Origin of the sequence: Shewanella carassii (genome assembly GCF_019670705.1) — a bacterium.
GTDB lineage: Bacteria > Pseudomonadota > Gammaproteobacteria > Enterobacterales > Shewanellaceae > Shewanella > Shewanella carassii.
The window spans coordinates 412,803-434,044 of record NZ_AP024618.1 but is presented as its reverse complement, the minus strand read 5'-3'; the positions used below and the strand labels follow the sequence as shown (position 1 = coordinate 434,044).

12 protein-coding genes, 2 tRNA genes, 6 rRNA genes and 1 pseudogene are annotated in these 21,242 nt (G+C 50.8%); 11 read left to right on the top strand and 10 right to left on the bottom strand.

Features of this window, described 5'->3' with window-relative positions:
- Positions 1-14: 14 nt before the first annotated feature.
- Both ampE and ampD read right to left on the bottom strand, forming a co-directional pair.
- Positions 15-866 carry a beta-lactamase regulator AmpE gene (ampE, locus tag K5621_RS02045; protein ID WP_221050290.1) on the bottom strand — a complete coding sequence of 284 codons (852 nt, stop codon included), beginning with the start codon at positions 864-866 and terminating at the stop codon, positions 15-17.
- 53 nt (positions 867-919) lie between these two features.
- Positions 920-1,465, bottom strand: a complete 546-nt coding sequence (gene ampD, locus K5621_RS02040) for a 1,6-anhydro-N-acetylmuramyl-L-alanine amidase AmpD (RefSeq protein ID WP_221050289.1) — start codon at positions 1,463-1,465, stop codon at positions 920-922.
- A 222-nt stretch (positions 1,466-1,687) separates the two neighbouring features.
- Here ampD and nadC point away from each other — a divergent pair, with 222 nt between their 5' ends.
- From nadC to K5621_RS19975, 10 genes and pseudogenes are all read left to right on the top strand, one after another.
- Complete coding sequence (nadC, locus tag K5621_RS02035; protein WP_100142965.1) at positions 1,688-2,548, top strand: carboxylating nicotinate-nucleotide diphosphorylase; 861 nt, start codon at positions 1,688-1,690, stop codon at positions 2,546-2,548.
- An 867-nt stretch (positions 2,549-3,415) separates the two neighbouring features.
- Entirely contained in the window at positions 3,416-3,868 is a 453-nt protein-coding gene (locus tag K5621_RS02030) for a pilin (RefSeq protein WP_221050288.1), read from the top strand.
- A gap of 8 nt (positions 3,869-3,876) precedes the next feature.
- The gene (pilB, locus tag K5621_RS02025) at positions 3,877-5,583 is read left to right on the top strand and encodes a type IV-A pilus assembly ATPase PilB (RefSeq protein WP_221050287.1); all 1,707 of its coding nucleotides are present in this window, start codon (positions 3,877-3,879) and stop codon (positions 5,581-5,583) included.
- Positions 5,584-5,668: 85 nt separating this feature from the next.
- On the top strand, positions 5,669-6,937 hold the full coding sequence (locus K5621_RS02020) for a type II secretion system F family protein (RefSeq protein ID WP_221050286.1): 1,269 nt from the start codon (positions 5,669-5,671) through the stop codon (positions 6,935-6,937).
- Positions 6,938-7,017: 80 nt separating this feature from the next.
- Complete coding sequence (locus K5621_RS02015; RefSeq protein ID WP_100142961.1) at positions 7,018-7,932, top strand: prepilin peptidase; 915 nt, start codon at positions 7,018-7,020, stop codon at positions 7,930-7,932.
- Entirely contained in the window at positions 7,933-8,544 is a 612-nt protein-coding gene (coaE, locus tag K5621_RS02010) for a dephospho-CoA kinase (RefSeq protein WP_100142960.1), read from the top strand.
- A complete protein-coding gene (zapD, locus tag K5621_RS02005; RefSeq protein WP_100142959.1) occupies positions 8,541-9,281 on the top strand; it encodes a cell division protein ZapD in 741 nt (246 codons plus the stop codon). Before coaE ends, zapD begins: the two co-directional genes overlap by 4 nt.
- 44 nt (positions 9,282-9,325) lie before the next feature.
- Complete coding sequence (gene yacG / locus K5621_RS02000) at positions 9,326-9,538, top strand: DNA gyrase inhibitor YacG (RefSeq protein WP_100142958.1); 213 nt, start codon at positions 9,326-9,328, stop codon at positions 9,536-9,538.
- 2 nt (positions 9,539-9,540) lie between these two features.
- Complete coding sequence (gene mutT / locus K5621_RS01995; protein ID WP_188726048.1) at positions 9,541-9,936, top strand: 8-oxo-dGTP diphosphatase MutT; 396 nt, start codon at positions 9,541-9,543, stop codon at positions 9,934-9,936.
- A 79-nt stretch (positions 9,937-10,015) separates the two neighbouring features.
- Positions 10,016-10,264, top strand: a pseudogene (locus K5621_RS19975) (transposase); the annotation flags it as partial.
- 264 nt (positions 10,265-10,528) lie between these two features.
- Here K5621_RS19975 and rrf (K5621_RS01985) read toward each other — a convergent pair.
- From rrf (K5621_RS01985) to K5621_RS01970, 4 genes are all read right to left on the bottom strand, one after another.
- Positions 10,529-10,644 (bottom strand): 5S ribosomal RNA (gene rrf, locus K5621_RS01985).
- 166 nt (positions 10,645-10,810) lie between these two features.
- Positions 10,811-10,886 (bottom strand) — tRNA-Val (locus K5621_RS01980).
- A gap of 92 nt (positions 10,887-10,978) precedes the next feature.
- Positions 10,979-13,871 (bottom strand): 23S ribosomal RNA (locus K5621_RS01975).
- Between the two features lie 289 nt (positions 13,872-14,160).
- Positions 14,161-15,704, bottom strand: a 16S ribosomal RNA gene (locus K5621_RS01970).
- Positions 15,705-16,748: 1,044 nt separating this feature from the next.
- On the opposite strand from K5621_RS01970, the gene K5621_RS01965 reads away from it, so the two are divergent.
- The gene (locus K5621_RS01965) at positions 16,749-17,027 is read left to right on the top strand and encodes a transposase (RefSeq protein ID WP_221051102.1); all 279 of its coding nucleotides are present in this window, start codon (positions 16,749-16,751) and stop codon (positions 17,025-17,027) included.
- A 607-nt stretch (positions 17,028-17,634) separates the two neighbouring features.
- Here K5621_RS01965 and rrf (K5621_RS01960) read toward each other — a convergent pair.
- From rrf (K5621_RS01960) to K5621_RS01945, 4 genes are all read right to left on the bottom strand, one after another.
- Positions 17,635-17,750 (bottom strand): 5S ribosomal RNA (rrf, locus tag K5621_RS01960).
- A 40-nt stretch (positions 17,751-17,790) separates the two neighbouring features.
- Positions 17,791-17,866, bottom strand: a tRNA-Thr gene (locus tag K5621_RS01955).
- 50 nt (positions 17,867-17,916) lie between these two features.
- Positions 17,917-18,034: ribosomal RNA gene (rrf, locus tag K5621_RS01950) — 5S ribosomal RNA — on the bottom strand.
- Between the two features lie 178 nt (positions 18,035-18,212).
- Positions 18,213-21,106: ribosomal RNA gene (locus K5621_RS01945) — 23S ribosomal RNA — on the bottom strand.
- Together the 16S, 23S and 5S rRNA genes with 2 tRNA genes alongside form the textbook arrangement of a ribosomal RNA operon.
- Between the last annotated feature and the right edge of the window lie 136 nt (positions 21,107-21,242).

Genomic DNA, 21,242 nt, shown 5'->3' with positions numbered 1-21,242 from the left:
CATAGATATCAATGTTAATTGACCAGGCCAAAGATAGTTAACAGAGATAACAAAGTGATCAGCAGCGTTGAATTACGCTTACTCAGAGCCAGCAAGGCCAGGGTGGATTGAACAGATACAGGGACTCCCTCATCTTCCGGCAGGGTTTCGGCAGCCAGCGCCACTTGGGTCACTATCTCTCTGGGCTGGGAATCCAGTGTCAACGCCAACTGACACCAACGAGGAAAAGCGTTGCTGAAATGGCCACACAATACATAACCAAAGCCAATAATCCGCGCCGGTAACCAATCGAGCCAATACAAGAGTGTATGTACCAGGGGCCACTCTTTACTCAAACGCTGACGCCTTTCATCAAAAAAGCGCACACTGCAATAAAACACGGCTCCCACCGGGCCAAATAAGATAAGGAACAGCGCCACTGCACCATAATAGCGGTAATTGAGCCAGGCCACGCTCTGGCCCACCCGAGCCCCGAGTTCCCCCTCACTGACCGCATCCAGGCACTCGCTGCAATCCAGCTCACCGGCAAAATGAAAACTGGCCTGCACATCACCACGGCAGGCGGCCTGCACATAACGCTTGAACAAACGCCTTTGATACTGATGGGAAAAACACACTATCGCCAACGCCACCCACAACAATAGCGAAGCCAGGCCCCAAAACCATCCATCCACCACCCATAGCGCCACCGCCACAGTGACCGCAGGCAATAACAGCGCCACCATCATGCCACCTGTAGTACTCAACTGGCTGTCGGTAAACATCTGCTTTTGATACCAGAGCAGTGCGCTGTCCAACTGCCAACGAGCCGGCAGCAGTTTCAAACGTTCAACAATAATCGCGATCAACAGGGAAAACAGTGCCATCTTTCCTTCTCCTTGCTCTATCTAGGCCAGTGACCATGCCAAATCCACAGCCGTCACAGTGCCTGTAAATATCTCTGCCAATCAAATCCTGGGCCAGGATCTGTCTTACGTCCCGGGGCGATATCACTATGGCCCACAATTCTCTCTTTACTGATATCCGGGTAAGCCAGCCGTAAATTCTGAGTCAGAGTAATAAGAGTATGATACTGCGCCTCGGTAAAGCCGGAATCATCTGTGCCCTCCAGCTCAATGCCAACGGCAAAATCATTACAGCCGCTGCGACCTTGAAAACTGGAGACTCCGGCGTGCCAGGCGCGTTGATCTACCGAAACATATTGGCGCAACTCACCATCGCGGCAAATAAGAAAATGCGCCGACACCTGCAACCCTTTGAGATCGGCAAAACTGGCATCGGCCGCTACATCCAGCTGTCCCAAAAACAGCTGCTCTATATAAGGCAGACCAAAATGGCCGGCCGGCAGACTGATATTATGGATCACCAACAGGCTCACCTCAGCATCGGGCCTACGATTAAAATGAGGCGAAGGGCTGTGGTTTGCCTGCCGATACCAGCCGTCATGCCATTGTTCCTTTACCAACGACTCTCCCCCTTATTCCTATTCGGCCACCAGCAACCCATCGCCGCCAACGTCAAACATTGAGGGCGGCAATGCCCGCTGATACCGGTTAATCTCATCATCTGCCGAGGTTAAAGCCTCGGCGAGTTAAGCCTCGAACACAATACCAGCAGCCCGGCTTATTATGCTAATCTAGCAATAATCATTACCCCAACAATCCCGAGTCAATCAAGGACGCGCATCATGCTCGAAAATGATATCAGGGTCAGTGTCAAAGCCGCTCTGGACGAAGACCTTGGCCACCAAAAGGCCTCTGAGGGCGATATCACCGCTCTGTTGATCCCCGCAGACAAGTATGCCGAAGCCACTCTTATTACCCGTGAAGAAGGTGTTTTCTGCGGTAAAGCCTGGGCCGAACAGGTATTTAACCAGCTCGGCGGCGAAGTCGCCCTGCACTGGCATGTAGACGATGGTGACCTGGTGCTTCCCAACCAGCTGTTGTGTGAGCTTTCTGGGCCGGCACGCCTGTTACTCACCGGCGAACGCACCATGATGAACTTTATTCAAACCCTGTCGGGCGTGGCCAGCCTCACCAAAGTCTACAATGATAAATTGGCCGGCACCCAATGCCGCCTGCTGGATACCCGTAAGACCATTCCCGGCCTGCGCACGGCACAAAAATATGCCGTCACCTGCGGTGGAGGCAAAAACCATCGTATCGGCCTATTCGATGCCTTCCTGATCAAAGAGAATCATATTATGGCCTGTGGCGGGATTGCCAACGCCATCTCTGCAGCCCGTGAGCTGCACCCGCAAAAACCCGTGGAAGTCGAAGTAGAAAACCTGCAGGAGCTGACCGAGGCGCTGCAAGGGGGTGCCGATATTGTCATGCTGGACAACTTTGATATCACCATGATGCTGCAAGCGGTAGAGCTTAACGACAGCTTCAAAGCCAAGGGATTGGGTGCCAAACTCGAGGTCTCCGGCGATGTTACCCTGGAAACCATAGGCGCCTTTGCTCAAACCGGCGTGGACTACATCTCGGTCGGCGCCCTGACCAAGCACGTACGGGCGATGGACCTCTCCATGCGCCTTAAAAACTAAGGCCCGAGTTCCTACTTCGGCCTCCATAAGCGAGCCCCGGCGCCCCGGGCTCGCTCGCCGACGCTAACATCGCCAACCGCAGCCAGACTCGATTCCACCGCTCAAGCCTCTATTCACTCAAACCTCTATCCATTTAAACCACTATCCATAGCCACTAAACCCATAGCTGCTAAGCCCTCAGACTCACCCCGCCACAGAGCATCTGCCAGCGAGAGAGCCGATTGACCACTCACCCACCATAACCCAAGGTTCCCACTCGTCTAAATTTACCCCCAAAGCCCATCAAGCACCCGGGCGAACAACCCAAACCATGAAATGGCAAATAAACATAATATTAACAAGCTTAATTTGACACTATGATGCAGTATTGCATTTTTTGACAATGACATTTCTCTGACATCTTCTTAGCAAGTGCCAAAATATTGTTGCCACCATGATAAGCACTCATGTAACAATTTTGAGCTTTACCGCGTATTTACGCCATTTTTCGCCACTTAGAGATTCCCTTTTGAGTAACTTTATACTAACTTTTATAGCGGGCGAGATGGCCGCTTCGGCCAACCTCACCGACAAGGTAACCAACCAACCGGGCGTCTGCCTCGGGCATGTGAAGTTGTTACAAATGTAACAACCCAGCTTAGAGTAGACACTCGGATCCTTAAGGTGCGGTTTGCCGGAACGACATACGATAAACTTAAATAGTTTTGCTGAACTGATTGAGTCTGGATCCAGATAGGCTTTGGGGTCATCCCCACTAAGCTGGCAAGCCGGGAAAGACCGCCTGAATATTTACAGGCATCACAGGAATACGAGTAACAGGGAATCAAGTTACCGATTCACTCAAGACGGCAACAATGGAGAAAGCAAATGAAAGGTATCAAACTCAACAAGCGTGCTCAGGGCTTTACCCTGATCGAATTGATGATCGTTGTCGCGATCATCGGTATTCTGGCGGCCATCGCACTGCCTGCGTATCAAACATATACCAACAAAGCTAAGTTTTCTGAAGTTATCGCAGCTACTGGTGCTGCGAAAACAGCAATTGATGTTTGTGTACAATCAAATGGCTTAACTGCAGCAGCAGCTGGAGATGTTTGTGTAACAGCCGGTACAGCAGCTGCGGGAACAAATCAAGTAGGGCAATACGTGGCATCAGTCACCGTAGCGGCTAGCGGAACAACTGGCTACACGATTACTGCATTGTCACAAAATATCGGCGCCACGGCTAAAAATTATGTACTCACAGGAACAATCTCTAACAATGGCGTAAAATGGAACAAAGACGCTACAAGTACTTGTATCGCTGAAGGTTGGTGTTAATTTAATCTATGCCCACCACCGGCCTCCATTTAGGATTATCGACCCTATTTATCCGTAAGGGGCTGCTCGATGAGAGCAGCCTGGCGGAGGCCATCAAGCAGTCGCAAAAAGACAAGCAAGCCCTGGTCACCACCCTGGTGGCCAGTAAGCTTTTATCTGCCCGCAGCATAGCCGAGCTCTGTTATGAGGAGTACGGCACCCCACTGCTGGATCTCAACGAGTTCGATCTCGGCAGCATTCCGGAAGAGTTTCTCAACAAGAAACTGATCGACAAGCACCGCTGCCTGCCGCTGTTTAAGCGCGGCAACCGCCTCTATATCGCCACCTCGGATCCCACCAATATCGCCGCCCTGGAAGACTTTCAGTTCAGCGCCGGCCTGCATGCCGAGGCGATACTGGTCGAAGAGGACAAATTAGCCAAGGCGCTGGAAAAAGTGCTGGAAGAGGACTTGAGTTCGCTGGAGCTCGATGGCCTCGACGAAGAGTCCCTCGCCGGCATTGAAGTCACCGACACCGACAAGCGTCCGGAAGACAACAGCGAAGGCAAAGACGATGCCCCCATCGTCATCTATATCAATAAAATTCTCACCGATGCCATCCGCAAGGGGGCGTCGGATCTGCACTTCGAACCCTACGAGAAGCGCTATCGCATCCGTTTCCGTATCGATGGCATACTCCATGAGGTGTCCGAGCCGCCGATTTCACTTTCCGGGCGGATATCGGCGCGACTGAAGGTGATGTCCAAGCTGGATATCGCCGAGCGCCGGGTGCCTCAGGATGGTCGCATCAAGATGAGGCTGTCGCGCAACAAGAGCATCGACTTTCGGGTCAGCACCCTGCCCACCCTCTGGGGCGAAAAGATAGTGATGCGGATCCTCGACTCCTCTTCCGCGCAGTTGGGGATCGAAAAACTCGGTTATGAGGAAGACCAGAAACAAGCCTATCTGGAGATGCTGGCAAGACCCCAGGGAATGATCCTGGTCACAGGCCCCACGGGTTCGGGAAAAACCGTGTCCCTCTATACCGGCCTCAATATTCTCAACACCGAAGAGCGCAATATCAGTACCGCCGAAGATCCGGTAGAGATCAACCTCGAAGGGGTCAACCAGGTACATATCAACACCAAGGCCGGGTTAACCTTCGCCTCGGCACTGCGCTCCTTCCTGCGTCAGGATCCGGACGTGGTGATGGTGGGGGAAATTCGCGATCTGGAAACCGCCGAAATCGCCATCAAGGCGGCACAAACCGGCCACTTGGTGCTCTCGACCCTGCACACCAACTCATCGGCCGAAACCCTCACCCGCCTGCTCAACATGGGCGTACCCGGTTATAACATTGCCAGCTCGATCAATCTGATCATTGCCCAGCGCCTGGCGCGCCGTCTCTGCCCCGAGTGTCGGCAACCGGAGGAGATCCCCGAACATGAGTTGCTGCAGCTGGGCTTCAGCCAGCAACAGATAGATGCGGGCTTTACCCCTTATAAACCTTGTGGCTGCGAGCTCTGCTCCGGCGGTTATAAGGGCCGGGTCGGCATTTATGAGGTGATGAAGATGTCCGATGAAATAGCTCGAACCATTATGGAAGGCGGTAATTCACTGCAAATTGCCGCCACCGCCAAACAACAGGGCATGCGCGATCTACGTTTGTCGGGCTTACTGAAGGTGATCCAGGGGGTCACCAGCATTGCCGAGGTCAACCGGGTAACCAGTTATTGATGGGGATAATCGCCAAAGCGGTTACCGATGAATCTGACTAGAATTAACGGCAGATGGCTGAAAGGGCATATCGCAAGGAACTATTATGGCAACAGCAACGGCGGCAGCCAAAAACAATAAAACCAAGAAGAAAGGTGCCAAGGCTCAACCCCAGATCTATACCTTTACCTGGAAGGGGCTCAACCGCGACGGCAAGCAAAGCTCCGGCGAGTTGCGCGGTGCCAGCATAGCCGAAATCAAAACCCTGCTAAAAAGTCAGGGGATCAACCCCAAGACGGTACGCAAAAAATCGGCTTCGCTGTTTGGTGGCGATAAAAAAATCAAAGCGATGGATATTGCGGTGATCACCCGCCAGATAGCCACCATGCTGGCCGCCGGGGTGCCCCTGGTAACCTCCATCGAACTGATCGCCCGCGGCCATGAAAAGAATAGGATGCGGGTTCTGCTGGGCACAGTGCTGGCCGATGTTCAGGCCGGTATTCCCCTTTCCGATGCCCTGCGTCCTCATAGAGTCTATTTTGATGACCTTTATGTCGACTTGGTCGCTGCCGGTGAACACTCCGGCTCACTGGATGCAGTCTTTGAACGTATTGCCACTTACAAGGAAAAGGCCGAGGCGCTCAAGTCCAAGATCAAAAAGGCCATGTTCTATCCGGCGGCCGTGGTTGTGGTAGCCATCGCCGTGACCGTACTGTTGCTGTTGTTTGTGGTACCCCAATTTGAAAGCATATTTGCTGGCTTTGGTGCCGAGCTGCCCGCATTTACCCAGTTGATAGTCAATATCAGCCGCGCCCTGCAGAGTACCTGGTATATTTTCCTGGCGGCCATTGTCATCAGTGTTTGGCTATTTGTGCGCGCCCATCGCAACTCTGAGCATTTCCGAAACCGTATAGATGAAATGGTGCTTAAAATTCCATTGATAGGTGAAATTCTTCATAAAGGGGCCATGGCCCGTTTCGCCCGCACCTTGGCCACAACCTTTGCCGCCGGTGTACCTCTGATCGATGGCTTGGAGTCTGCCGCCGGGGCTTCGGGTAACTATGTCTACCGCAAGGCGCTGTTAAATGTGCGTACCGAAGTGATGGCAGGGATGCAGATGAACGTGGCGATGCGCACCACCAGGCTGTTTCCGGATATGCTGATCCAGATGGTGATGATAGGCGAAGAGTCCGGCTCACTGGACAATATGCTCAACAAGATTGCCAATATCTATGAGATGCAGGTGGATGATGCCGTTGATGGCCTCTCCAGCCTGATTGAACCTATTATGATGGTGGTTATCGGCACCCTGGTAGGGGGGCTAATCGTTGGTATGTACCTGCCTATCTTCCAAATGGGTAACGTGGTAGGTTAATGCTGTTATTGGTATCCAGCAAAATGTAATAATAAAAACAGTAGGTTCGAAACCATTATTTTAGGGCAGCTTAATATTTCATGTCAGAATTTATTGCCATACTGAGCCACAATCATTGGCTCTTTCTTGTTCTCTGTTTTCTGTTTGCCTCAGTAATAGGCAGTTTTCTCAATGTGGTGATCCATCGTCTGCCGGTAATGATGAAGCGTGAATGGCAGCAGGAATGCAATCAGTACCTGCATGAATATCAAGCCGACTTTGTCAAACAGATAGGTGAAACAAAGTTAAATGCTCCAATAGATAATTATCCCCCCAAATATAATCTATTGTTGCCAAAGTCTGCCTGCCCCAAGTGCGGAACCCATATCAAACCCTGGCACAACCTCCCCATAATCGGCTACCTGTTGCTTGGCGGCAAATGTGCCTCCTGTAAGACGAATATTTCCGCCAGATATCCCCTATTCGAGTTGCTGACGGCCTTACTCATTTGTACTCTGGGTTGGTACTTTGGCCCGACCCTGCAATTTGTTTATGCCACTATTCTCACTTTTGGGTTGATAGCTCTCAGCGGCATAGATCTGGATGAGATGCTATTGCCCGACCAGATAACCCTGCCGCTGTTGTGGTTTGGTTTACTGATCAATCTCTCCGGCACTTTTACCAGTATTACCGATGCCACCATAGGTGCCGCAGCCGGTTATTTGAGCCTCTGGTCTATCTACTGGCTGTTTAAATTAGTCACCGGCAAGGAAGGCATGGGTTATGGCGACTTCAAGCTGTTGGCACTGTTTGGCGCCTGGCTCGGATGGCAAATGCTACCTCTGATTATCCTGCTATCTTCATTGGTCGGCGCCTTGGTGGGCGTGTTGCTCATACTGTTCAAGGATCTCAATCGGGGGAATCCCATCCCCTTTGGCCCCTATATTGCCGTAGCTGGTTGGGTTGCCTTGGTGTGGGGACAACAGATTGTTGATTGGTATTTGGGGACGCTTTAAATGGCAAACTTTATTGTAGGCCTCACCGGCGGTATAGGCAGTGGCAAAACTACAGTCGCCAATCTGTTTGCCGAACAGGGAATCGTCCTGGTCGATGCCGATATCATTGCCAGGGAGGTGGTCGCCAAGGGCTCAGATGGCCTCAGACAAATTGGCGATAAATTTGGCCCTCAGATGCTGACTCCTGAAGGCCATCTGAATAGAGCGGCGCTGAGGGAGCAAATATTTCATCATCCGCAAGACAGGGAATGGCTCAATGCCCTGCTGCATCCCATGATACGAACCCGTATGCTGCAACAGATAGCAGCGGCAAGCTCCCCTTATGTCATCATGGTCGTTCCCCTGCTTTTTGAAAACGGCTTGGATAAACTGGTGCATCGCACCTTGGTGGTAGATATTTCACCCAAATTACAATTGCAGCGAACTATTGAGCGTGACAAGGTGTCTAAGGAACAAGTTCAAAACATTATCAATAGCCAGAGCGACCGCCAAACCCGGCTCGATAAGGCGGATGATGTCATTGATAATCAGGGAGATGTTACTGCGCTGCAGTCGCAAGTGCTGGCGCTGCATAATAAATACTTACAGCTGGCAGAACGACAAAATCCATGAATACAACAGAACTGATATTCGAACAGCCGCTCAATGAAAAGGTCCGCAGCTATTTGCGTCTGGAATATCTCGCCCATCAATTAGACAATAACTTGCAGCAAGATCATCAGCACAGATGCTTCTACCCGCTTTTTTCTCTCTGTGAACTCACGGAACGCTGTGATTATCGCAGCGAAGTTATTAAAGATATCGACCGTCAACTCATTCAACTGCAAAGCTGGCAACAGCAAGACCAAGTCGATCAGCAGCAGCTCCAGTATTATCTCGAACAATTTTCCCTCGCCCGCGAAGCTCTACAACATCCACAGCGCCCCGGTAGTCAGTTAAAACAAGACAGATTTATATCGGCGCTCAGGCAGAGGTTCAGCATGCCCGGTGCTTGCTGTAACTTCGACCTGCCACAACTCCACTTTTGGCTGGCCAAGCCTTGGGAAGAGCGAAGCCAGGAGTTTCGCCAATGGACCAGCCATTTCAATAGCCTATTACAGCCCATCAGTCTGATACTGCAACTCACCCGAATGAGTAGTGAATATAGAGATGCCGTGGCTCATGCCGGCTTTTATCAAGGCGATAGCCAACAAAGCCTGTCACTGGTCAGAGTCAAACTGGATGCCGAACACGGCTGTTATCCTACGATAAGTGGCCACAGGAATCGTTTTGCTATTCACTTTGTCCAGTTCGACCAGCAAAAACATTCGGATAAAACCGTCAAATTCCTACTGGCGACCTGCAGCTAAACTCTTTACCATGGGCGCCATCTGTTAGCCCAAGAGACACACAAATGCCTATCACAGTTAAGTGCCCCACCTGTCAAAAAGAGGTGGAATGGAGCCCCGAATCCAAATTTAAGCCCTTCTGTAGCGAGCGCTGTAAACTCATCGATCTCGGTGATTGGGCCTCGGAAAAACACGCCATTCCGGTCAAACCAGAATTCGATGAACAACTGCTGGATGAGTTTGGCTACGATGAGGGTAACTTCTTCAAGGATCAGTAGTAATGAAACGAGTTCATGTCGCAGTCGGAGTGATCAAATCCGGCGAGCAGATCCTCTTGGCCAAGCGCCATGGGCATCTGCACCAAGGTGGGAAATGGGAGTTTCCAGGTGGAAAAGTCGAAACCGGTGAAACCGTCACCCAAGCCCTTGCCAGAGAATTGATAGAAGAAGTCGGGCTCAAGGTAACGGGCTCAACTCCGTTCATGTTGTTGTCTTATGACTACCCGGACAAACAGGTGTTGCTGGATATCCACCTGGTCACGGAATTCAGTGGTACGGCCTATGGCGTAGAGGGACAGCAAGTCGAGTGGGTGCACTTGGAAAAACTCCAGGAATATACTTTCCCGGATGCCAACCAACCGATTCTTGATAAAATCCTTACAGAGCTTTCAAACTAAGCCCTAAGCCAGCCTATGCTGGCTTTTTATTATCCCTGTCTTGTCGACTCAGATGTCCCAAATCACCTCTGCAGAGTTCATCGTTGCTGGCGCAGGCTGGCATACTATGGATACGGCAATACCTTTCTCAAATCTCACTTTGATTAAGCTACCCGCCTATTCCCCAGATCTGAACCCGATGGAGCAAGTTTGGCAATGGCTCAGACAACACTGTCTTTCCAACCGAGTATTCGATTGCTACAAGCACATTGTTGACCAAGTATCCCGAGCCTGGAATACCTTCATTGAGGATACTGGTCGGGTGAAATCTCTGTGCTCCAGAGACTGGATAGATCAGGGACTGGATAAATCTGATCAGATAAACCAGTCGAGCCATTCTCAACATATCCACAGCACCATCTCACATGGGGGCGAAAGACATCTGCTCATCAAGCACAGCTTGATAGATGGCTGTAGCGCGAAGCAGCTTGGCTGCGAGCTGAGGGGCACACACTGCGCCAGCAGCTTTGGGCTGCATGTTAAGTCGTGCTCGCTGGAAGCGAGACAAACAAAAAAGCCCTAGCTGAATGCTAGGGCTTTTTGTTTGTTAGGCGTCTGGCGATGACCTACTCTCACATGGGGAGACCCCACACTACCATCGGCGCGATTGCGTTTCACTTCTGAGTTCGGGATGGGATCAGGTGGGACCACAATGCTATTGTCACCAGACATATTCTTACTGGTTAATTGTCCGTCTGACGGTATTGTTTCCTCGCTACGCTGCTCATGTACTCCAGTACACTGCGCGGCTCGCTCGTCACGGCTTTGTCAGCCAAACAATTACCTGCGTCATTAACCTTTGTTCTTCAATTCAGAAAGCTGTTGCTTTGAAATATGGTGGTCGCTACTGGGATCGAACCAGTGACCCCCTCCTTGTAAGGGAGGTGCTCTCCCGGCTGAGCTAAGCGACCGGTATTCTTGGCTGTGCTCTTCTTCAGAGCTTGAGTTCAAACTTCAATCAAGTATCTAACTTCTTCAAGTCCGTAAAACCCATCTGGGTTGTATGGTTAAGCCTCTCGAGTCATTAGTACAGGTTAGCTCAACGCCTCGCAACGCTTACACACCCTGCCTATCAACGTCCTGGTCTCGAACGGCTCTTCAGAGGTCTCTAGGACCTAGGGATGACTCATCTTGGGGCTCGCTTCCCGCTTAGATGCTTTCAGCGGTTATCGATTCCGAACGTAGCTACCGGGCAATGCCATTGGCATGACAACCCGAACACCAGCGGTTCGTCCACTCCGGTCCTCTCGTACTAGGAGCAGCTCCCCTCAATCATCCAACGCCCACGGCAGATAGGGGACCGAACTGTCTCACGACGTTCTGAACCCAGCTCGCGTACCACTTTAAATGGCGAACAGCCATACCCTTTGGGACCGACTTCAGCCCCAGGATGTGATGAGCCGACATCGAGGTGCCAAACACCGCCGTCGATATGAACTCTTGGGCGGTATCAGCCTGTTATCCCCGGAGTACCTTTTATCCGTTGAGCGATGGCCCTTCCATTCAGAACCACCGGATCACTATGACCTGCTTTCGCACCTGCTCGACGTGTCTGTCTCGCAGTTAAGCTGGCTTATGCCATTACACTAACCGTACGATGTCCGACCGTACTTAGCCAACCTTCGTGCTCCTCCGTTACTCTTTGGGAGGAGACCGCCCCAGTCAAACTACCCACCAGGCACTGTCCCTAACCCCGATTAGGGGCCCAGGTTAGAACATCAACACTACAAGGGTGGTATTTCAAGGTTGACTCCAACAAGACTGGCGTCTCATCTTCATAGTCTCCCACCTATCCTACACATGTAGGGTCAATGTTCAGTGCCAAGCTATAGTAAAGGTTCACGGGGTCTTTCCGTCTAGCCGCGGGTATACGGCATCTTCACCGCAATTTCAACTTCACTGAGTCTCGGCTGGAGACAGCGTGGCCATCATTACGCCATTCGTGCAGGTCGGAACTTACCCGACAAGGAATTTCGCTACCTTAGGACCGTTATAGTTACGGCCGCCGTTTACCGGGGCTTCGATCATGAGCTTCTCCGAAGATAACCCAATCAATTAACCTTCCGGCACCGGGCAGGCGTCACACCGTATACGTCATCTTGCGATTTTGCACAGTGCTGTGTTTTTGATAAACAGTTGCAGCCACCTGGTATCTGCGACTGCCAGCAGCTTACGACGCGAGGTCTTCACCGTTTAAGCAGCGTACCTTCTCCCGAAGTTACGGTACCATTTTGCCTAGTTCCTTCAGCCGAGTTCTCTCAAGCGCCTTGGTATTCTCTACCCGACCACCTGTGTCGGTTTGGGGTACGATTCCTGCTAACCTGAAGCTTAGAAGATTTTCCTGGAAGCATGGCATCAACCACTTCATCCCCGTAGGGACTCGTCATCAGCTCTCAGTGTATGTGTGCCCGGATTTGCCTAAGCACACCACCTACTACCTTAAACGCGGACAACCAACGCCGCGCTGGCCTAGCCTTCTCCGTCTCTCCATCGCAGTTAGCAGAAGTACGGGAATATTAACCCGTTTCCCATCGACTACGCCTTTCAGCCTCGCCTTAGGGGTCGACTCACCCTGCCCCGATTAACGTTGGACAGGAACCCTTGGTCTTTCGGCGAGGGGTTTTTCACCCCCTTTATCGTTACTCATGTCAGCATTCGCACTTCTGATACCTCCAGCGTGGGTTACCCCTTCGCCTTCAACGGCTTACAGAACGCTCCTCTACCGCACTGATGCAAGCATCAGTACCCGTAACTTCGGTGAATTGCTTAGCCCCGTTACATCTTCCGCGCAGGCCGACTCGACTAGTGAGCTATTACGCTTTCTTTAAATGATGGCTGCTTCTAAGCCAACATCCTAGCTGTCTAAGCCTTCCCACATCGTTTCCCACTTAGCAATTACTTTGGGACCTTAGCTGACGGTCTGGGTTGTTTCCCTTTTTGACGACGGACGTTAGCACCCGCCGTCTGTCTCCCGGATAGCACTCTTTGGTATTCGGAGTTTGCAAAGGGTTGGTAAGTCGGGATGACCCCTAGCCTTAACAGTGCTCTACCCCCAAAGGTGTTCGTCCGAGGCGCTACCTAAATAGCTTTCGAGGAGAACCAGATATCTCCCGGTTTGATTGGCCTTTCACCCCCAGCCACAAGTCATCCGCTAATTTTTCAACATTAGTCGGTTCGGTCCTCCAGTTGATGTTACTCAACCTTCAACCTGCCCATGGCTGATCACCGGGTTTCGGGTCTACACCTAGCAACTAAACGCGCAGTTAACACTCGGTTTCCCTACGGCTCCGCTATTCGCTTAACCTCGCTACTAAATGTAAGTCGCTGACCCATTATACAAAAGGTACGCAGTCACGGTCTCAAGTACCGCTTCCACTGCTTGTACGTATACGGTTTCAGGTTCTATTTCACTCCCCTCACAGGGGTTCTTTTCGCCTTTCCCTCACGGTACTGGTTCACTATCGGTCAGTCAGGAGTATTTAGCCTTGGAGGATGGTCCCCCATATTCAGACAACATATCACGTGTGCCGCCTTACTCGTTTTCATCTCTGGTTAGTTTACATGTACGGGGCTATCACCCTGTGCCGCTGTGCTTTCCAACACATTCCACTAACACCCCAAAGACTTAAGGGCTAATCCCCGTTCGCTCGCCGCTACTTGGGGAATCTCGGTTGATTTCTTTTCCTAAGGGTACTTAGATGTTTCAGTTCCCCTCGTTCGCCTCAATACGCTATGTATTCACGTATTGATGACACCTTATGGTGCCGGGTTTCCCCATTCGGACATCGCTGGCTCAAATGCTTGTTACTAGCTCACCAACGCTTTTCGCAAGTTACTACGTCCTTCATCGCCTCTGACTGCCAAGGCATCCACCGTATACGCTTGGTCGCTTAACCATACAACCCGGATGAGTTTTCATCGGTTTGTATTGCAACCAGCTTAAGTTTACTTGTCTCACCTCCGGGTTAAGGAAGTGGACTCGCCTTGAAGAATTTCCAAAACACTTGATTGAAGTGTTTGAGAACTCAATTTGTATGCATCAAATCCAACTCCTAAAAGTGGTTTTGATGTCTACTATCAGCTTTCCAAATTGTTAAAGAACTCATTGACCTACCAGGGTCAACGGCCTGCTCTATGAACAAGCAATCTGTGTGAACACTCAACAAACACCAATTATCGCTTAGGTAAGGAGGTGATCCAGCCCCAGGTTCCCCTAGGGCTACCTTGTTACGACTTCACCCCAGTCATGAACCACACCGTGGTAAACGCCCTCCCGAAGGTTAAGCTATCTACTTCTGGTGCAGCCCACTCCCATGGTGTGACGGGCGGTGTGTACAAGGCCCGGGAACGTATTCACCGTGGCATTCTGATCCACGATTACTAGCGATTCCGACTTCATGGAGTCGAGTTGCAGACTCCAATCCGGACTACGACCGGCTTTATGAGATTAGCTCCACCTCGCGGCTTCGCAACCCTCTGTACCGACCATTGTAGCACGTGTGTAGCCCTACTCGTAAGGGCCATGATGACTTGACGTCGTCCCCACCTTCCTCCGGTTTATCACCGGCAGTCTCCCTAAAGTTCCCGGCATTACCCGCTGGCAAGTAAGGATAGGGGTTGCGCTCGTTGCGGGACTTAACCCAACATTTCACAACACGAGCTGACGACAGCCATGCAGCACCTGTCTCAGAGTTCCCGAAGGCACCAATCCATCTCTGGAAAGTTCTCTGGATGTCAAGAGTAGGTAAGGTTCTTCGCGTTGCATCGAATTAAACCACATGCTCCACCGCTTGTGCGGGCCCCCGTCAATTCATTTGAGTTTTAACCTTGCGGCCGTACTCCCCAGGCGGTCTACTTAATGCGTTAGCTTGAGAGCCCAGTGTTCAAGACACCAAACTCCGAGTAGACATCGTTTACGGCGTGGACTACCAGGGTATCTAATCCTGTTTGCTCCCCACGCTTTCGTGCCTGAGCGTCAGTCTTTGTCCAGGGGCCGCCTTCGCCACCGGTATTCCTCCAGATCTCTACGCATTTCACCGCTACACCTGGAATTCTACCCCCTCTACAAGACTCTAGTTTGCCAGTTCGAAATGCGGTTCCCAGGTTGAGCCCGGGGCTTTCACATCTCGCTTAACAAACCGCCTGCGCACGCTTTACGCCCAGTAATTCCGATTAACGCTCGCACCCTCCGTATTACCGCGGCTGCTGGCACGGAGTTAGCCGGTGCTTCTTCTGCGAGTAACGTCACAGCTAGCAGGTATTAACTACTAACCTTTCCTCCTCGCTGAAAGTGCTTTACAACCCGAAGGCCTTCTTCACACACGCGGCATGGCTGCATCAGGGTTTCCCCCCATTGTGCAATATTCCCCACTGCTGCCTCCCGTAGGAGTCTGGGCCGTGTCTCAGTCCCAGTGTGGCTGATCATCCTCTCAGACCAGCTAGGGATCGTCGCCTAGGTGAGCCTTTACCTCACCTACTAGCTAATCCCACCTGGGCTTATCCATCAGCGCAAGGCCCGAAGGTCCCCTGCTTTCCCCCGTAGGGCGTATGCGGTATTAGCAGTCGTTTCCAACTGTTATCCCCCACAAATGGGCAAATTCCCAGGCATTACTCACCCGTCCGCCGCTCGTCATCTTCAAAAGCAAGCTTTTGAAATGTTACCGCTCGACTTGCATGTGTTAGGCCTGCCGCCAGCGTTCAATCTGAGCCATGATCAAACTCTTCAATTAAAGTTTTGGTTGATTCCGAAGAATCGACTCAATGAATTCTGTTCGTATGAACACTCTTCATCGAGTTAAATCGTTTTGTCGATTTCTCAATGCCTGTGAGTGTCCACACAGATTTGCTTGTTTATCTTGTTAAAGAGCAATCCCTTAGGCGCTGTGGCCATCGGGTCAGGGCTGCGTATTCTACGCTTTCCTGCTGCGGCGTCAAGAGGTATTTACCATCTTTTTCGCCTGTCGTTGAAAGGACTCAAGAGCCTCTTTTCTTCGACCCTGTCACGTCTTTCGCGTTGCCGCTGTGCCGTGTCAGTGGGAGCGCATTATAGGGGGCCTGAACTTTTGTGCAAGGGCTTTTTAAAAGAAAAAACTCAATTTATTGGTCGACTGTAGAAACCCCGCTCAACCACACAGCTTACCTACCCATTAACCACAGACTTATCCACAAACCTATTTGTATAAGCAATTCTGGTAGTCGTACTTAGAGGAAAGATTCAACTCATGTATTACACCTTATTGGTCATGAAACCAGTCAGAAATAATCGAGATTCCGTATAATTACTAAAATGTTTTCTCATCCAGTACAGGGTTTTGCCCAAGTTCATAGCCTCGAAGCCAGAATCCCAAGCTTTAGTCGTGCGGCTAATCGACTCTGAGCACCCGGCATCTTCATACATGCCGATGATAAAATAACTGTGCCGACCAACTTAGAAACCATATAGCTATATTTTTAGTCTGGGGCAACTTAGAGCTTTGGTGAATAGCTAGAGATAAACGATTAATACCTACCACTCTGCAAAGGCAAACTAAAAGGATATTCATTAGCTCAGTTGCGGCGGTTGCATTTATCAAGAATATGCACGGACAACTATCTCCTTAACGGCCCTGCTCGGTGTGAGTAGCACCAGTGTTAACGCTTGGGCCGCAAATTACCTGGCTGATGGGCTCGATGGTTTGCTTGATAAACCGAAACCCGGACGACTGTAGTGGCATAGCGAATTTAGCCAACAAAATCAAACGACAAAATTTGGACGACACGGGGTCGCCGTCTCCGTGTCGTCAAACAGCAGCAATTTGATTATAAGTATCTGTTTGGGGCGGTGCGCAAGTAGCGGTAAAACGGAAGCATTGGTTACGCCCCTGGTCAACAAAGATGCCATGATACTTCACCTTGAATTGATATCGTTGACAACCGAGAGCGACCGGCATGCAGTGGTCATCGTTGATGGCGCAGGCTGGCATACTATGGATACGGCAATGCCTTTCTCAAATCTCACTTTAATTAATCTACCCGCCTATTTCCCAAAGCTGAACCCGATGGAGCAAGTTTAACAATGGCTCAGACAACGCTGTCTTTCCAAGCGAGTATTCGATTGCTACACACAAATTGTTGACCAAGTATCCCGAGCCTGGAATACCTTCATTAGGATGCTGGTCGGGTTAAATCTCTGTGCTCCAGAGATTTAACCCGACCAAATAGTTAATCAAATTGGTATCACATGGGGGCAAAAGACATCTGCTCATCAAGCACAGCTTGATAGAGGGCTGTAGCACGAAGCAGCTTGGCTGCGAGCTGAGGGGCACACACTGCGCCAGCAGCTTTGGGCTGCATGTTAAGTCGTGCTCGCTGAAAGCGAGACAAACAAAAAGCCCTAGCTAAATGCTAGGGCTTTTTTTTTGTTAGGCGTCTGGCGATGGCCAGCTTCGAGCAAGCTCTCCGCGTTCGTCTGTCGCATCAAACTGAGTTTGATAAACGCGACAACCTCACCCCTACTCCACATGGGATTGTGCCTCACGCGTTCGGACTCTTTATCTTCCCCATGTGAGAGTGGACATTTCAAAATGCAATTAAAAAAAAGAAAATCCCCAACACAAAGTGCTGGGGATCCATCGTTACTGTTTTGTCTTCACTTTTCTAAAAAGTGAAAACCAAAGTGGCGTCTGGCGATGACCTACTCTCACATGGGGAGACCCCACACTACCATCGGCGCGATTGCGTTTCACTTCTGAGTTCGGGATGGGATCAGGTGGGACCACAATGCTATTGTCACCAGACAAATTTTGTTGCTGCTATTTAGTGCCTAGCAGCTGAATATGGTGCTGATACCCAGAATCGAACTGGGGACCTCATCCTTACCAAGGATGCGCTCTACCGACTGAGCCATATCAGCAAATTCAACTTTGATTTCACTTTATCTAAAGTGATAATCAGAAATTGGGCGTCTGGCGATGACCTACTCTCACATGGGGGGAGACCCCACACTACCATCGGCGCGATTGCGTTTCACTTCTGAGTTCGGGATGGGATCAGGTGGGACCACAATGCTATTGTCACCAGACATAAAATTGTACGGAACAAATTTTAAACGCGCTTTAGCGCGGCCGTTAGGGTCAAATACAGGGATGTATTTGATAAATTCATTCCTAAATTCAGAAAGCTGTGCTCTTTTCAGAGCCTGAGTTCAAACTTCAATCAAGTATCGACTTCTTCAAGTCCGTAAAACCCATCTGGGTTGTATGGTTAAGCTCTCGAGTCATTAGTACAGGTTAGCTCAACGCCTCGCAACGCTTACACACCCTGCCTATCAACGTCCTGGTCTCGAACGGCTCTTCAGAGGTCTCTAGGACCTAGGGATGACTCATCTTGGGGCTCGCTTCCCGCTTAGATGCTTTCAGCGGTTATCGATTCCGAACGTAGCTACCGGGCAATGCCATTGGCATGACAACCCGAACACCAGCGGTTCGTCCACTCCGGTCCTCTCGTACTAGGAGCAGCTCCCCTCAATCATCCAACGCCCACGGCAGATAGGGACCGAACTGTCTCACGACGTTCTGAACCCAGCTCGCGTACCACTTTAAATGGCGAACAGCCATACCCTTGGGACCGACTTCAGCCCCAGGATGTGATGAGCCGACATCGAGGTGCCAAACACCGCCGTCGATATGAACTCTTGGGCGGTATCAGCCTGTTATCCCCGGAGTACCTTTTATCCGTTGAGCGATGGCCCTTCCATTCAGAACCACCGGATCACTATGACCTGCTTTCGCACCTGCTCGACGTGTCTGTCTCGCAGTTAAGCTGGCTTATGCCATTACACTAACCGTACGATGTCCGACCGTACTTAGCCAACCTTCGTGCTCCTCCGTTACTCTTTGGGAGGAGACCGCCCCAGTCAAACTACCCACCAGGCACTGTCCCTAACCCCGATTAGGGGCCCAGGTTAGAACATCAACACTACAAGGGTGGTATTTCAAGGTTGACTCCAACAAGACTGGCGTCTCATCTTCATAGTCTCCCACCTATCCTACACATGTAGGGTCAATGTTCAGTGCCAAGCTATAGTAAAGGTTCACGGGGTCTTTCCGTCTAGCCGCGGGTATACGGCATCTTCACCGCAATTTCAACTTCACTGAGTCTCGGCTGGAGACAGCGTGGCCATCATTACGCCATTCGTGCAGGTCGGAACTTACCCGACAAGGAATTTCGCTACCTTAGGACCGTTATAGTTACGGCCGCCGTTTACCGGGGCTTCGATCATGAGCTTCTCCGAAGATAACCCAATCAATTAACCTTCCGGCACCGGGCAGGCGTCACACCGTATACGTCATCTTGCGATTTTGCACAGTGCTGTGTTTTTGATAAACAGTTGCAGCCACCTGGTATCTGCGACTGCCAGCAGCTTACGACGCGAGGTCTTCACCGTTTAAGCGGCGTACCTTCTCCCGAAGTTACGGTACCATTTTGCCTAGTTCCTTCAGCCGAGTTCTCTCAAGCGCCTTGGTATTCTCTACCCGACCACCTGTGTCGGTTTGGGGTACGATTCCTACTAACCTGAAGCTTAGAAGATTTTCCTGGAAGCATGGCATCAACCACTTCATCCCCGTAGGGACTCGTCATCAGCTCTCAGTGTATGTGTGCCCGGATTTGCCTAAGCACACCACCTACTACCTTAAACGCGGACAACCAACGCCGCGCTGGCCTAGCCTTCTCCGTCTCTCCATCGCAGTTAGCAGAAGTACGGGAATATTAACCCGTTTCCCATCGACTACGCCTTTCAGCCTCGCCTTAGGGGTCGACTCACCCTGCCCCGATTAACGTTGGACAGGAACCCTTGGTCTTTCGGCGAGGGGTTTTTTCACCCCTTTATCGTTACTCATGTCAGCATTCGCACTTCTGATACCTCCAGCGTGGGTTACCCCTTCGCCTTCAACGGCTTACAGAACGCTCCTCTACCGCACTGATGCAAGCATCAGTACCCGTAGCTTCGGTGAATTGCTTAGCCCCGTTACATCTTCCGCGCAGGCCGACTCGACTAGTGAGCTATTACGCTTTCTTTAAATGATGGCTGCTTCTAAGCCAACATCCTAGCTGTCTAAGCCTTCCCACATCGTTTCCCACTTAGCAATTACTTTGGGACCTTAGCTGACGGTCTGGGTTGTTTCCCTTTTTGACGACGGACGTTAGCACCCGCCGTCTGTCTCCCGGATAGCACTCTTTGGTATTCGGAGTTTGCAAAGGGTTGGTAAGTCGGGATGACCCCCCCTAGCCTTAACAGTGCTCTACCCCCAAAGGTGTTCGTCCGAGGCGCTACCTAAATAGCTTTCGAGGAGAACCAGATATCTCCCGGTTTGATTGGCCTTTCACCCCCAGCCACAAGTCATCCGCTAATTTTTCAACATTAGTCGGTTCGGTCCTCCAGTTGATGTTACTCAACCTTCAACCTGCCCATGGCTGATCACCGGGTTTCGGGTCTACACCTAGCAACTAAACGCGCAGTTAACACTCGGTTTCCCTACGGCTCCGCTATTCGCTTAACCTCGCTACTAAATGTAAGTCGCTGACCCATTATACAAAAGGTACGCAGTCACGGTCTCAAGTACCGCTTCCACTGCTTGTACGTATACGGTTTCAGGTTCTATTTCACTCCCCTCACAGGGGTTCTTTTTCGCCTTTCCCTCACGGTACTGGTTCACTATCGGTCAGTCAGGAGTATTTAGCCTTGGAGGATGGTCCCCCATATTCAGACAACATATCACGTGTGCCGCCTTACTCGTTTTCATCTCTGGTTAGTTTACATGTACGGGGCTATCACCCTGTGCCGCTGTGCTTTCCAACACATTCCACTAACACCCCAAAGACTTAAGGGCTAATCCCCGTTCGCTCGCCGCTACTTGGGGAATCTCGGTTGATTTCTTTTCCTAAGGGTACTTAGATGTTTCAGTTCCCCTCGTTCGCCTCAATACGCTATGTATTCACGTATTGATGACACCTTATGGTGCCGGGTTTCCCCATTCGGACATCGCTGGCTCAAATGCTTGTTACTAGCTCACCAACGCTTTTCGCAAGTTACTACGTCCTTCATCGCCTCTGACTGCCAAGGCATCCACCGTATACGCTTGGTCGCTTAACCATACAACCCGGATGAGTTTTCATCGGTTTGTATTGCAACCAGCTTAAGTTTACTTGTCTCACCTCCGGGTTAAGGAAGTGGACTCGCCTTGAAGAATTTCCAAAACACTTGATTGAAGTGTTTGAGAACTCAATTT